Source organism: Citrobacter freundii complex sp. 2025EL-00176 (assembly GCF_053309355.1).
The window spans coordinates 1-13,494 of the sequence record NZ_JBRYHT010000027.1; the positions used below are offsets into that span (position 1 = coordinate 1).

Sequence of the window (13,494 nt, forward strand, 5' to 3'; positions counted from 1 at the left end):
TACTGACTGGCGAATATCTTTGGCCCAAGGAACCGAAAGCTTAGGGTGTCATTTCGCCCTCAGCCGGAACCGACCCCTTATTATCGCGTTACTCGCTTTTCGAATCGCAACCTGTCCATATGAAAACGGGCCAGACTACGGCTTCGAGTTCTACCCCAGTCGGCTTTCCCGATGCGGATTCGCTGGCTGCCTTGCGCGGCTGGTACGCGGGACTCAGCTCTCGCGCGGCCGTTGAACACTACCTGGCGGCACGCAAGGCCGCCGGTCAATCAGCGCGAGGGATGCTGGGGCATATCCGCCGCCAGCTCATCGTTTTCGCCAACAGCCGCCACCGGCCGGATCTGGCCGACGTGTTCCAGCACGCCCCCGAAGAGCGACAGGGGCGCGCGGGTGCCGTCGAACGCGCGATCCGGCTCTTGCCCACGCTGCCGGCGCCGAAGCCCCAGATCAGCGACAGCATCGACCAGTGGCTGTCTCCGAGGACCGTCAGGGCACTGCAGGCGTACGGTATCCACACCCTCTCGGCGCTGACCGTGCGCATTCCCCGCCGGCGTGGCTGGTGGAAAGCCATCGAGGGACTCGGCATGACAGGCGCCCGGCAGGTCGAGGCTTTCTTTGCCGCACATCCGCAGCTCACCGAGCGCGCCCGGGCCCTGATCCCGATTATTCAGCCCAGCGGCATCGTGCCGTGGGAGCAGTTGCGTCTGCCGAACGAAGTCGACGGCTCGCAGGGCAATTTCCGGGCCCCGCGCAACGCTTGCACGCTGAATGCGACCAACGACTACGAGGCCGTGCAGGCCTGGCTGGCGCTGCACGAGACTGTCGCCACACAGCGCGCCTATCGCAAGGAGGCTGCGCGGCTAATCCTGTGGGCCATCGTCGAACGCGGACGGGCGCTATCATCCCTGACCACGGACGATGCAATCGCGTACCGGGCCTTTGTCCGGCACCCGACCCCGCGCGAGCGTTGGGTGGGGCCACCTCGACCACGCGATTCGGTGGAATGGCGCCCCTTCTCGGGCGGCTTGTCCGCACGCTCGGCAGCGTATGCGCTGACGGTGCTCTCGGCGCTGTTCCGGTGGCTCATCGAGCAGCGCTATGTGCTGGCCAACCCTTTCGCCGGCGTCAAGGTACGCGGTCACGCCTTGCGGCCCGCACTGGATACGGCGCGAGGCTTTACCGAGGGAGAATGGCTACTGCTGCGCGCCATTGCAGACGGCCTGGAATGGTCCTACGGCTGGTCCGAGCCGGCAGCACAACGCCTGCGCTTCATGCTCGACTTCGGCTATGCCACGGGCCTGCGCGCTAGCGAACTGGTCGGCGCCGTCCTGGGTAATGTCCGCCTCGACGAGCACGGTGACCACTGGCTGCATTTGGTTGGCAAAGGTGGCAAACCAGGTAAGGTGGCCTTGCCGCCGCTCGCGTATACGGCGCTGGACCAATACTTGGCACAGCGTCAACTGCCAGTCAGCCGGGAACGGTGGAATCCGAAAACGCCCCTGGTGGGCAGTCTTGGGGAAGACGGTAATGCCGGCATCACCGGCCCTCACCTTTGGTGCGTGTTGCGAAGATTCTTTACGCAAGCCGCTGAGGCCATTGAGGCCGATCATCCGGTCGCCGCCGAAAAGCTGCGCCGTGCCACGCCTCATTGGATGCGTCACAGTCATGCCAGCCATGCGTTGGCCCGGGGAGCTCAGCTCACCGCGGTGCGCGACAACCTACGCCATGCGTCGATCGCCACGACGTCGATGTATTTGCATGGCGATGAGCTCGAGCGCGCCAGGCAGATGCGGCAGGCTTTTGGCGCTCGTCACGTCAAGCGAGGAGTCGACTGAATTTTCATCATACGGAATGACGGAATTTTCTGGGATTCCCGCTTAGAACCCCTGCTTAATTTTCAGGCCTGAACAGGGCCTGAATCCTGCAGACCTGAGATGTGCTGTAACCGGTGGCTTCAGCAGTTTCTCTTATGCTCAGTTTCTTGACCTGTCGGTAATACAGAACTTTCTTATGTCGTTCCTGATCGGCCTGTTTGCCCCGGTATTTTCCCAGCGTATGTGCCCGTTCAATTCCCTGCTTCTGCCGATGGCGGCGGCTCAGCCAGTCCTTATGCGACATCGCGGCCATCAGGTCGATAAGCATATTATTGATGGCGGTTATCACGGCGCGGGTGATTGGGTCAGCCTGCGAAGGATCTTTATCTGACAGCGCCTGCCATGAGGTGGGTACATCGAGGCTGACAATCCGCAGCTCGTGTTGCTCGATTTGCTTTTTCAGCGTCATCCAGTCGCTGTTGCTCAGACGGGTCAGACGGTCTATCTGCTCGACCAGTAAAATATCATTGCGGTGACTGTCCATCAGTAAGCGCCCCAGTTCCGGGCGGTCAAGTTTTGTACCGCTGATGTTCTCCCGGTAGTAACTGGCTATTTTATGTCCCCGCTCCTGAACAAACTGCTCCAGCATCTCTTTTGCCCGATCGGCGAACTGATCTTCCGTCGATGCCCTTAAATAAGCTCTGATGAACATTTTTCCACCACGTTATCGCATTTAAGTTATTGCATTTAATCTATCGCATATAGGTTATGTCATTCATCGTGTGCCGTCACGTTTTGAATATGGCGTCAGGGTGTACCCTTATGCGATAACCATTTTTGCTAAAAATACCGCATCGGATAATTTATGAGGGAAACTATATGGCAAGGAGGCAGATTCTTTCTCTGTCGGAAAGAGAATCATTACTGGCATTACCGGACGATGAGTTAACGCTGACACGAATGGCCTATTTCAGTGAGCATGATCTGGCGCTTATCAGTGCTCACCGTAAACCTGCCAGCCGTTTTGGTTTTGCCGTCCTTCTTTGCTATCTGAAAAATGTCGGCTTTGCACCGGATAAAAAAATCCCACCCTCTGATGCGCTGCTGAAGCATATCGCCAGCAGGCTAAAACTTACCGGGGATCTCTGGCCTGCTTACCTTTCCGGCAGGGATACCACCCGGCGCGAGCATTTAACCGAACTGTACCGCTATCTTGGCGTAAAAGCGTTCACCGGCAAAATACAGCAGGACTGTATTACACACCTGCTGCCGATGGCGACGCGCACCGATAAAGGTATTCTCCTGGCCGAAGAACTGCTGGTCTGGCTCCGGAAGAACAACGTGATAATCCCCGCGATTGATGTCGTGGAGCGTACCTGTGCGGAGGCCATGGCTGGCGGCGATAAAATCGTATTTCAGACCCTGAATGCCCCGTTAACTCCGGCTCACAGGGATGCCCTTGATCGTTTACTTGAGTCCTCAGATAATCAGTTTTCCAGACTGACATGGCTTCTGCAACCGCCAGGTAAAATCAATGGTAAGAACGTGCTACAACACCTTGATCGGCTCAGTAGCATTGAATCGCTGGCGTTACCGGAAGGTATAGATCGTACCATTCACCAGAACCGGTTGCTGAAACTGGCGCGGGAAGGCCGGAAGATGAGTAGCCGGGATTTGACCCGATTTTCAGCAGCCCGGCGTCATGCGATCTTGGTGTGCGTGCTGGAAGAAGCCCGAGCCACACTGACAGATGAAGTGATTGAGCTGCATGAACGCATGCTGAACAGCCTGTTCAGCAAAGCCAAAAGAACACAGGCTGAGCGCCTTCAGCAGACCGGAAAGCTGATCCAGTCAAAACTGAGGCAGTACATCGATGTCGGCCAGGCACTGTCTGAAGCCCGTGATTCCGGTGGCGATCCATGGCTCGCAATAGAAAACATACTGCCATGGCCTGAATTTGTCGCCAGTCTGGAGGAAACACGCCATCTCGCCAGGAAAAATAATTTTGATCCGCTGCATATTATTACTGAGAAATACAGCACATTACGGAAATATGCCCCGCGCATGTTATCCGCTTTACAGTTAGTCGCCACCCCGGCAGCGCAACCTCTGGCTGATGCGCTGGTTGTGATCAAGGATATGTACCGGAAGCAGTCACGTAAAGTTCCGGCGACAGCGCCGCTTGAGTTTGTCCCTGAAAGCTGGCGCAAGGTGGTGATTACACCTGCGGGTGTTGACCGGCAGTACTATGAATTTTGTGCGCTCAGCGAGCTTAAGGGGGCATTGCGCTCCGGGGACATCTGGGTTAAAGGCTCACGCCGCTACAAAAACTTTGATGATTACCTCATTCCCGAAAAGGACTTTGACAAACTCACACCGGCGCTACCCCTGCCCGTATCTGCTGATTATCATGAGTACATTACCAGCCGTATGACCCTGCTTCAGTCCAGACTTGAAGAGGTCAATGCCATGGCTGCCCTTGGTGAGCTGCCCGATGTGGAAATATCTGACAGGGGAGTAAAAGTATCTCCGCTGGATAATTGCGTCCCGGTGCAGGTTTCACCGCTGGCAGAGCTGGTTTACAGCATGCTACCGCGTCCTAAAATCACGGAAATTCTCGATGAGGTAAACAGCTGGACGACGTTTACCCGACATTTTTCGCATATAAAAAATGACATTACCCGTCCCGATACCCGCCTGCTCCTCACCACCATCCTTGCGGATGGCATCAATCTTGGTCTGACCAAAATGGCGGAAGCCTGCCCCGGAAGCACCAAATCATCACTGGAAGATATCCAGGCATGGTACATCCGCGACGAAACCTATTCAGCCGCCCTTGCAGAGCTGGTAAACGCGCAGGGGAAAAGACCACTTGCGGCATTCTGGGGAGACGGGACAACGTCATCATCAGACGGACAAAATTTCAGAACAGGCAGCTCAGGCCGCTACGCAGGGCAGGTTAACCCGAAATACGGGCAGGAGCCCGGACGTCAGTTTTATACCCATATTTCGGATCAATACAGCCCGTTTTATACCTGCATAATCAGTCGAGTCAGGGATTCAACCCATGTTCTCGATGGCTTGCTGTACCACGAAAGCGACCTGGAAATCAGGGAGCATTACACCGATACAGCGGGTTTCACCGATCATGTCTTTGCCCTGATGCATCTGCTGGGATTTGCGTTCTGTCCGCGAATCAGGGATCTCCACGACAAGAAGCTGTTTATCCAAGGGAAAGCAGACCGGTACCCGGCGCTTCAGTCACTGATATCAACGACCAGCCTGAATCTGAAAGAGATCGAAATTCACTGGCGTGAAGTGCTGCGTCTGGCGACCTCGATAAAGCAGGGAACCGTGACAGCATCTCTGATGCTGAAAAAGCTGGCCAGCTACCCCAAGCAAAACGGACTTGCCAAAGCACTGAGAGAAATTGGCCGCATTGAGCGAACGCTGTTTATGCTCGACTGGTTCCGCGATCCTACACTGCGTCGGCGAGTACAGGCGGGGCTGAATAAAGGAGAAGCCCGTAACGCGCTGGCGCGGGCGGTATTCCTGCACCGGCTGGGTGAAATCAGGGACCGAAAACCGGAAAATCAGAGTTATCGCGCCAGTGGGCTTACGCTGCTGACGGCTGCTATCTCACTGTGGAATACCGTCTATATGGAAAGGGCGATCGATGCCCTGAAGCGTAAAGGGGTGAAGATCAACGAGCAACTGCTGTCACATTTGTCGCCGTTAGGCTGGGAGCACATTAATCTGACAGGGGATTATATCTGGAAAAGCAACAGGATACCGGCTTCCGGTAAGTTTCGTCGGTTGAGACCCGCTAAAGTCGAAAGGTCAAAAAATAGCCTTAACGAATGGAAGGGACTTCCCCTGATTATGCGCCTGATTAACTCTTGTGCAATCATGGGGTACACATCGTCCCGGAGGAATTCGTTATGACTATCACGACTGTCGGTATCGATCTTGCTAAAAATGTGTTTGCTGTTCACGGTGTTGATCAAAATGGTAGAACTGTTCTGGTTAAGCCTAAAGTATCGCGTGCTGCACTTCCTGAGTTAATTGCAAGTTTGCCTCCCTGTGTTATCGGGATGGAAGCATGCTCCGGGGCTCACTACTGGGCAAGATTGTTTCGGCAGTATGGTCATGAGCCACGTCTGATGGCTGCTAAGTTTGTATCGCCTTATCGTATGGCCGGAAAATCAGGAAAAAATGATGCAGCTGATGCTCAGGCTATCTGTGAAGCTGTTCGTCGTCCGCATATGCGGTTCGTACCAGTGAAAGACGAAAGCCAGCAGGCCATGCAGTGTTTACATCGTACCCGTCAGGGTTTTATCGAAGAGAAAACAGCAACGTATAATCGTCTGCGAGGATTGATATCTGAATTCGGTGTCATCGCGCCACAAAGTGCTGATGCCCTGCGCCACATGGTTTCTGTGCAGAAGAGCTCTTTACCGCTTCAGGTTCAGCAATGTGTTGATGATTTGATGGAACACGTTGATCGCATTGAAGCTAACATCACTGAATATGACCGAATTTTGTCCCACATAGCCAAAACAGATCATCGCAGTCAGCGGCTGATGGAGCTAAAGGGCGTTGGTCCCACAACGGCCTGTGCACTGGTCGCCAGTATCGGTAATGCACATGATTTTAAAAATGGACGTCAACTGGCAGCCTGGCTGGGGCTGACGCCATCACAATACAGCAGCGGGGGAAAGTCGAAACTCGGCAGGATCACAAAAGCCGGTGATTCGTATCTGCGAACGCTTCTGGTTCAGGGGGCTCGTTCAGTGCTTATTGGCGCCGGGAAAAGGACTGACTCATTCAGCCGTTGGGTTTGTATGTTGGTTGAGCGCAGAGGGTACTGGCGGGCTGTTGTGGCCATCGCCGCCAAAAATGCGCGGCTGTGTTGGGCATCACTACATTACGGTGATGATTTCCGGCTGTACTCAGTCAACTAAAGCTCGAAGCTGTATAACCATCTGACCTGCAATTCGTTGATGATAAAGGGTTAGACCCCGTGAGGCCTATCTGGCTATTGTACAGGATATACGTATCCGCTTAACGAACAAGAACCTCACGCGCGTCTTTCATCAGGGCCCGAATCGATGACGATTCATCATGGCCGTTTATAGTACCGCAGTCTCTCCCCTTTATTTTTACTGAAGAGCAGACAGAAACCATAAATACCGGCTTTGACATGCCGGGGAAGTCCTTATAGTACAATAATTTTCGATATCCAAACTGACCCCTAATAGTTCTTCCTCAGTGAAACCACTGATTTTAATGAAGTCAGGATTAACGTACGTGATATGGCTTTGAGGGGAGGGTAATGACTCCAACTTATTGATAGTGTTTTATGTTCAGATAATGCCCGATGACTTTGTCATGCAGCTCCACCGATTTTGAGAACGACAGCGACTTCCGTCCCAGCCGTGCCAGGTGCTGCCTCAGATTCAGGTTATGCCGCTCAATTCGCTGCGTATATCGCTTGCTGATTACGTGCAGCTTTCCCTTCAGGCGGGATTCATACAGCGGCCAGCCATCCGTCATCCATATCACCACGTCAAAGGGTGACAGCAGGCTCATAAGACGCCCCAGCGTCGCCATCGTGCGTTCACCGAATACGTGCGCAACAACCGTCTTCCGGAGCCTGTCATACGCGTAAAACAGCCAGCGCTGGCGCGATTTAGCCCCGACGTATCCCCACTGTTCGTCCATTTCCGCGCAGACGATGACGTCACTGCCCGGCTGTATGCGCGAGGTTACCGACTGCGGCCTGAGTTTTTTAAATGGCGGAAAATCGTGTTGAGGCCAACGCCCATAATGCGGGCGGTTGCCCGGCATCCAACGCCATTCATGGCCATATCAATGATTTTCTGGTGCGTACCGGGTTGAGAAGCGGTGTAAGTGAACTGCAGTTGCCATGTTTTACGGCAGTGAGAGCAGAGATAGCGCTGATGTCCGGCGGTGCTTTTGCCGTTACGCACCACCCCGTCAGTAGCTGAACAGGAGGGACAGCTGATAGAAACAGAAGCCACTGGAGCACCTCAAAAACACCATCATACACTAAATCAGTAAGTTGGCAGCATCACCTAGGATTACAGGGGCATTCAGTTGAAAGGCGGCCCAGCCACTGGCATCACATACAGCGGATGTCACATTTGAACCGTCAATACAAGCAATCACATTTGTCATCGTTTTATTCCTTTGTTGTTGTGTTGCTAATGGCTTAGTGACCAGACATCATTTTTTCAACTTCTTCTGGCTTATCGTGTACCCCAAATTTATCGACTATGGTGGCACTGGCTTCGTTAAGGCCAATCAACTCAACCTCAGTCCCCTCGCGGCGGAATTTAATCACTACCTTGTCGAGGGCCGATACCGCGGTAATATCCCAAAAATGTGCTTGAGATAAGTCGATAGTCACTTTATCAACCACTTCCCTAAAATCGAATGAATTACTGAACTTATCTGATGAAGCAAAAAAGACTTGTCCAATAACCTGATAATGGCGACCAGTGTCAGCAGCAGTCGTTGTACTCTTAACCACCATAAAACGTCCCACTTTATTAGCAAAAAATAGGGACGCGAGTAATACACCTACAAATACCCCAATTGCTAAGTTATGGGTAGCGACCACGACCACAACCGTCGCCACCATCACAAGGTTGGTTGACATAGGATGATGCTTAAGATTACGGATTGAATCCCAAGAGAATGTACCGATAGCCACCATGATCATCACGGCAACCAGTGCCGCCATAGGAATAAGCTTTAACCACTCTCCTAAAAACACCACCATCACAAGTAAAAAAACGCCTGCAGCGAAGGATGATAAACGTCCGCGACCACCCGATTTAACGTTGATGATCGAATGTCAATAAATTCAAAATTCAATCCTATCCTGACGCAATTTACACATGGCATCTGACATCAGGTTAGGGTATGCCTCAACCTGACGGCGGCGAATCACAAGCGTCCGGTTTGACGCTGGTTTCGGTCGCAGTGCTGGCCCGCGCCTGGAAGCGCTGATAGCACTCCAGCCCGCAGAAATGCTCCACGTACTCGGCCCCTTCCGGCGTGAAGGCGGCATCGAGCGGGATTTCCTTGCAGCACACGCAGCAACTGGTGCTCGGTTCATTGGCGTTCATGGTGGTGTTCCTCCATTGGTTGACGAAGCCGACGAAGGCCGCCGCCGGCATCGGCCTGGCGAACAGGAAACCCTGCACCGTGTCGCAACCCGCCTGCCGCAACCACGCAAGGCAGTCGGGTGTTTCCACACCCTCGGCTACCACCTCCATTGTCGTTTTCAGAAGACGGCTGCACTGAACGTCAGAAGCCGACTGCACTATAGCAGCGGAGGGGTTGGATCCATCAGGCAACGACGGGCTGCTGCCGGCCATCAGCGGACGCAGGGAGGACTTTCCGCAACCGGCCGTTCGATGCGGCACCGATGGCCTTCGCGCAGGGGTAGTGAATCCGCCAGGATTGACTTGCGCTGCCCTACCTCTCACTAGTGAGGGGCGGCAGCGCATCAAGCGGTGAGCGCACTCCGGCACCGCCAACTTTCAGCACATGCGTGTAAATCATCGTCGTAGAGACGTCGGAATGGCCGAGCAGATCCTGCACGGTTCGAATGTCGTAACCGCTGCGGAGCAAGGCCGTCGCGAACGAGTGGCGGAGGGTGTGCGGTGTGGCGGGCTTCGTGATGCCTGCTTGTTCTACGGCACGTTTGAAGGCGCGCTGAAAGGTCTGGTCATACATGTGATGGCGACGCACGACACCGCTCCGTGGATCGGTCGAATGCGTGTGCTGCGCAAAAACCCAGAACCACGGCCAGGAATGCCCGGCGCGCGGATACTTCCGCTCAAGGGCGTCGGGAAGCGCAACGCCGCTGCGGCCCTCGGCCTGGTCCTTCAGCCACCATGCCCGTGCACGCGACAGCTGCTCGCGCAGGCTGGGTGCCAAGCTCTCGGGTAACATCAAGGCCCGATCCTTGGAGCCCTTGCCCTCCCGCACGATGATCGTGCCGTGATCGAAATCCAGATCCTTGACCCGCAGTTGCAAACCCTCACTGATCCGCATGCCCGTTCCATACAGAAGCTGGGCGAACAAACGATGCTCGCCTTCCAGAAAACCGAGGATGCGAACCACTTCATCCGGGGTCAGCACCACCGGCAAGCGCCGCGACGGCCGAGGTCTTCCGATCTCCTGAAGCCAGGGCAGATCCGTGCACAGCACCTTGCCGTAGAAGAACAGCAAGGCCGCCAATGCCTGACGATGCGTGGAGACCGAAACCTTGCGCTCGTTCGCCAGCCAGGACAGAAATGCCTCGACTTCGCTGCTGCCCAAGGTTGCCGGGTGACGCACACCGTGGAAACGGATGAAGGCACGAACCCAGTGGACATAAGCCTGTTCGGTTCGTAAGCTGTAATGCAAGTAGCGTATGCGCTCACGCAACTGGTCCAGAACCTTGACCGAACGCAGCGGTGGTAACGGCGCAGTGGCGGTTTTCATGGCTTGTTATGACTGTTTTTTTGTACAGTCTATGCCTCGGGCATCCAAGCAGCAAGCGCGTTACGCCGTGGGTCGATGTTTGATGTTATGGAGCAGCAACGATGTTACGCAGCAGGGCAGTCGCCCTAAAACAAAGTTAGATGCACTAAGCACATAATTGCTCACAGCCAAACTATCAGGTCAAGTCTGCTTTTATTATTTTTAAGCGTGCATAATAAGCCCTACACAAATTGGGAGTTAGACATCATGAGCAACGCAAAAACAAAGTTAGGCATCACAAAGTACAGCATCGTGACCAACAGCAACGATTCCGTCACACTGCGCCTCATGACTGAGCATGACCTTGCGATGCTCTATGAGTGGCTAAATCGATCTCATATCGTCGAGTGGTGGGGCGGAGAAGAAGCACGCCCGACACTTGCTGACGTACAGGAACAGTACTTGCCAAGCGTTTTAGCGCAAGAGTCCGTCACTCCATACATTGCAATGCTGAATGGAGAGCCGATTGGGTATGCCCAGTCGTACGTTGCTCTTGGAAGCGGGGACGGACGGTGGGAAGAAGAAACCGATCCAGGAGTACGCGGAATAGACCAGTTACTGGCGAATGCATCACAACTGGGCAAAGGCTTGGGAACCAAGCTGGTTCGAGCTCTGGTTGAGTTGCTGTTCAATGATCCCGAGGTCACCAAGATCCAAACGGACCCGTCGCCGAGCAACTTGCGAGCGATCCGATGCTACGAGAAAGCGGGGTTTGAGAGGCAAGGTACCGTAACCACCCCATATGGTCCAGCCGTGTACATGGTTCAAACACGCCAGGCATTCGAGCGAACACGCAGTGATGCCTAACCCTTCCATCGAGGGGGACGTCCAAGGGCTGGCGCCCTTGGCCGCCCCTCATGTCAAACGTTATGCAGCCAAATCCCAACAATTAAGGGTCTTAAAATGGTAAAAGATTGGATTCCCATCTCTCATGATAATTACAAGCAGGTGCAAGGACCGTTCTATCATGGAACCAAAGCCAATTTGGCGATTGGTGACTTGCTAACCACAGGGTTCATCTCTCATTTCGAGGACGGTCGTATTCTTAAGCACATCTACTTTTCAGCCTTGATGGAGCCAGCAGTTTGGGGAGCTGAACTTGCTATGTCACTGTCTGGCCTCGAGGGTCGCGGCTACATATACATAGTTGAGCCAACAGGACCGTTCGAAGACGATCCGAATCTTACGAACAAAAGATTTCCCGGTAATCCAACACAGTCCTATAGAACCTGCGAACCCTTGAGAATTGTTGGCGTTGTTGAAGACTGGGAGGGGCATCCTGTTGAATTAATAAGGGGAATGTTGGATTCGTTGGAGGACTTAAAGCGCCGTGGTTTACACGTCATTGAAGACTAGTCCTTTGCATAACAAAGCCATCAAACCGGACGCCAGAGATTCCGCGCCTGTTGCGCATGGCTTCGCCATTTTATGCGCAATAGGCGCGCCACCCTGTCGCCGTTTATGGCGGCGTTAACCCAAAGGAGTATCGTGAAAATATCACTAATGGCTGCAAAAGCAAGAAATGGGGTTATTGGCTGCGGCTCGGATATCCCGTGGAACGCTAAAGGTGAGCAGCTGCTTTTTAAAGCAATAACTTACAATCAATGGCTCTTAGTCGGCCGTAAAACATTTGAGGCAATGGGGGCTCTCCCAAATAGAAAGTATGCAGTTGTCAGCCGCTCAGGATCGGTAGCTACTAACGATGATGTGGTTGTGTTTCCATCTATAGAAGCAGCAATGAGGGAGCTAAAGACTCTTACGAACCATGTTGTTGTTTCTGGTGGTGGAGAGATCTACAAGAGTCTGATCGCCCATGCCGACACGCTACATATCTCGACAATAGATTCCGAGCCAGAGGGCAATGTTTTCTTTCCGGAAATCCCCAAAGAGTTCAATGTGGTGTTCGAGCAGGAATTTCATTCAAATATAAATTATCGCTATCAAATCTGGCAAAGGGGTTAACCATCCAAGCCATCGGACACATTTTGCTTCGCTGCGCTCAAAACGCAAAATGTGCCGCTGCTTAGCGGCGTTAGATGCACTAAGCACATAATTGCTCACAGCCAAACTATCAGGTCAAGTCTGCTTTTATTATTTTTAAGCGTGCATAATAAGCCCTACACAAATTGGGAGTTAGACATCATGAGCAACGCAGTGCCCGCCGAGATTTCGGTACAGCTATCACAGGCACTCAACGTCATCGAGCATCATCTGGGATCGACGTTGCTGGCCGTGCATTTGTACGGCTCTGCACTCGACGGTGGCCTGAAGCCATGCAGTGATATTGATTTGCTGGTTACTGTGACTGCACAGCTCGATGAGACTGTGCGGCAGGCTCTGTTCGTAGATTTCCTGGAAGTTTCCGCTTCTCCCGGCCAAAGTGAAGCTCTCCGTGCCTTGGAAGTTACCATCGTCGTGTACGGCGATGTTGTTCCTTGGCGTTATCCAGCCAGACGGGAACTGCAATTCGGGGAGTGGCAGCGCAAGGACATTCTTGCGGGCATCTTCGAGCCCGCGACAACCGATGTTGATCTGGCTATTCTGCTAACTAAAGCAAGGCAACACAGCCTTGCCTTGGCAGGTTCGGCCGCGGAAGATTTCTTCAACTCAGTCCCGGAAAGCGATCTATTCAAAGCACTGGCCGACACCTTGAAACTATGGAACTCACAACCGGATTGGGCAGGCGACGAGCGGAATGTAGTGCTTACTTTGTCTCGCATTTGGTACAGCGCAGCAACCGGCAAGATCGCGCCGAAGGATGTAGCTGCCAACTGGGTAATGGAACGCCTGCCCGTCCAACATCAGCCCGTGCTGCTTGAAGCCCAGCAGGCTTACCTTGGACAAGGGATGGATTGCTTGGCCTCACGCGCTGATCAGTTGACTGCGTTCATTTACTTTGTGAAGCACGAAGCCGCCAGTCTGCTCGGCTCCACGCCAATGATGTCTAACAGTTCATTCAAGCCGACGCCGCTTCGCGGCGCAGCTTAATTCAGGCGTTAGATGCACTAAGCACATAATTGCTCACAGCCAAACTATCAGGTCAAGTCTGCTTTTATTATTTTTAAGCGTGCATAATAAGCCCTACACAAATTGGGAGTTAGACATCATGAGCAACGCA

Annotated in this window: 11 protein-coding genes and 1 pseudogene; 7 read left to right on the forward strand and 5 right to left on the reverse strand. The window is 53.5% G+C overall.

Translation table 11 applies throughout. The features are described 5' to 3' along the window. The first annotated feature begins 119 nt into the window (after window positions 1–119). Window positions 120–1,835: a Tn3-like element Tn4401 family resolvase TnpR gene (tnpR, locus tag ACVXHP_RS24025; protein ID WP_004152391.1), complete on the forward strand. Its 1,716-nt coding sequence runs from the start codon at window positions 120–122 to the stop codon at window positions 1,833–1,835. 55 nt (window positions 1,836–1,890) lie between these two features. On the opposite strand, the gene ACVXHP_RS24030 is transcribed toward tnpR, so the two are convergent. Next, window positions 1,891–2,526 (reverse strand): recombinase family protein, encoded by a 636-nt coding sequence (locus ACVXHP_RS24030; protein ID WP_000470623.1) that lies wholly within the window; start codon window positions 2,524–2,526, stop codon window positions 1,891–1,893. Window positions 2,527–2,693: 167 nt separating this feature from the next. Here ACVXHP_RS24030 and ACVXHP_RS24035 point away from each other — a divergent pair, with 167 nt between their 5' ends. Together ACVXHP_RS24035 and ACVXHP_RS24040 are read left to right on the forward strand one after the other, a co-directional pair. After that, a complete protein-coding gene (locus ACVXHP_RS24035; protein WP_261452510.1) occupies window positions 2,694–5,759 on the forward strand; it encodes a Tn3 family transposase in 3,066 nt (1,021 codons plus the stop codon). Beyond that, complete coding sequence (locus ACVXHP_RS24040) at window positions 5,756–6,778, forward strand: IS110 family transposase (protein WP_000156887.1); 1,023 nt, start codon at window positions 5,756–5,758, stop codon at window positions 6,776–6,778. Before ACVXHP_RS24035 ends, ACVXHP_RS24040 begins: the two co-directional genes overlap by 4 nt. A gap of 382 nt (window positions 6,779–7,160) precedes the next feature. Here the strand turns inward: ACVXHP_RS24040 and ACVXHP_RS24045 are convergent. From ACVXHP_RS24045 to intI1, 4 genes and pseudogenes are all read right to left on the reverse strand, one after another. Continuing rightward, a protein-coding gene (locus ACVXHP_RS24045; protein WP_095033700.1) for an IS1-like element IS1B family transposase occupies window positions 7,161–7,858 on the reverse strand; the annotation gives its coding sequence in 2 pieces (ribosomal slippage) (window positions 7,161–7,609 and window positions 7,609–7,858; 699 coding nt in all). A 191-nt stretch (window positions 7,859–8,049) separates the two neighbouring features. After that, window positions 8,050–8,694 (reverse strand): annotated as a pseudogene (locus tag ACVXHP_RS24050) (SulP family inorganic anion transporter); the annotation flags it as partial. A gap of 76 nt (window positions 8,695–8,770) precedes the next feature. After that, a complete protein-coding gene (locus ACVXHP_RS24055; protein ID WP_000454193.1) occupies window positions 8,771–9,121 on the reverse strand; it encodes a DUF3330 domain-containing protein in 351 nt (116 codons plus the stop codon). Window positions 9,122–9,323: 202 nt separating this feature from the next. Beyond that, entirely contained in the window at window positions 9,324–10,337 is a 1,014-nt protein-coding gene (gene intI1 / locus ACVXHP_RS24060) for a class 1 integron integrase IntI1 (protein ID WP_000845048.1), read from the reverse strand. 291 nt (window positions 10,338–10,628) lie between these two features. On the opposite strand from intI1, the gene ACVXHP_RS24065 reads away from it, so the two are divergent. The 4 genes from ACVXHP_RS24065 (at window position 10,629) to ACVXHP_RS24080 (ending at window position 13,364) form a co-directional block, all read left to right on the forward strand. Next, window positions 10,629–11,183: a fluoroquinolone-acetylating aminoglycoside 6'-N-acetyltransferase AAC(6')-Ib-cr5 gene (locus tag ACVXHP_RS24065; protein ID WP_063840321.1), complete on the forward strand. Its 555-nt coding sequence runs from the start codon at window positions 10,629–10,631 to the stop codon at window positions 11,181–11,183. A 96-nt stretch (window positions 11,184–11,279) separates the two neighbouring features. Next, the gene (locus tag ACVXHP_RS24070) at window positions 11,280–11,732 is read left to right on the forward strand and encodes an NAD(+)--rifampin ADP-ribosyltransferase Arr-3 (RefSeq protein WP_001749986.1); all 453 of its coding nucleotides are present in this window, start codon (window positions 11,280–11,282) and stop codon (window positions 11,730–11,732) included. Between the two features lie 132 nt (window positions 11,733–11,864). Beyond that, entirely contained in the window at window positions 11,865–12,338 is a 474-nt protein-coding gene (gene dfrA27, locus ACVXHP_RS24075) for a trimethoprim-resistant dihydrofolate reductase DfrA27 (RefSeq protein WP_001749985.1), read from the forward strand. A 180-nt stretch (window positions 12,339–12,518) separates the two neighbouring features. Next, a complete protein-coding gene (locus ACVXHP_RS24080) occupies window positions 12,519–13,364 on the forward strand; it encodes an ANT(3'')-Ia family aminoglycoside nucleotidyltransferase AadA16 (RefSeq protein ID WP_001749984.1) in 846 nt (281 codons plus the stop codon). Window positions 13,365–13,494 lie beyond the last annotated feature (130 nt).

Bases quoted from the DNA above. Each gene is read 5' to 3' on its own strand.
- ACVXHP_RS24055 (WP_000454193.1), bottom strand. From the start codon at position 9,121: ATGGAGGTGGTAGCCGAGGGTGTGGAAACACCCGACTGCCTTGCGTGG.
- ACVXHP_RS24030 (WP_000470623.1), bottom strand. From the start codon at position 2,526: ATGTTCATCAGAGCTTATTTAAGGGCATCGACGGAAGATCAGTTCGCC.
- intI1 (WP_000845048.1), bottom strand. From the start codon at position 10,337: ATGAAAACCGCCACTGCGCCGTTACCACCGCTGCGTTCGGTCAAGGTT.
- ACVXHP_RS24035 (WP_261452510.1), top strand. From the start codon at position 2,694: ATGGCAAGGAGGCAGATTCTTTCTCTGTCGGAAAGAGAATCATTACTG.
- tnpR (WP_004152391.1), top strand. From the start codon at position 120: ATGAAAACGGGCCAGACTACGGCTTCGAGTTCTACCCCAGTCGGCTTT.
- ACVXHP_RS24080 (WP_001749984.1), top strand. From the start codon at position 12,519: ATGAGCAACGCAGTGCCCGCCGAGATTTCGGTACAGCTATCACAGGCA.
- ACVXHP_RS24040 (WP_000156887.1), top strand. From the start codon at position 5,756: ATGACTATCACGACTGTCGGTATCGATCTTGCTAAAAATGTGTTTGCT.
- ACVXHP_RS24070 (WP_001749986.1), top strand. From the start codon at position 11,280: ATGGTAAAAGATTGGATTCCCATCTCTCATGATAATTACAAGCAGGTG.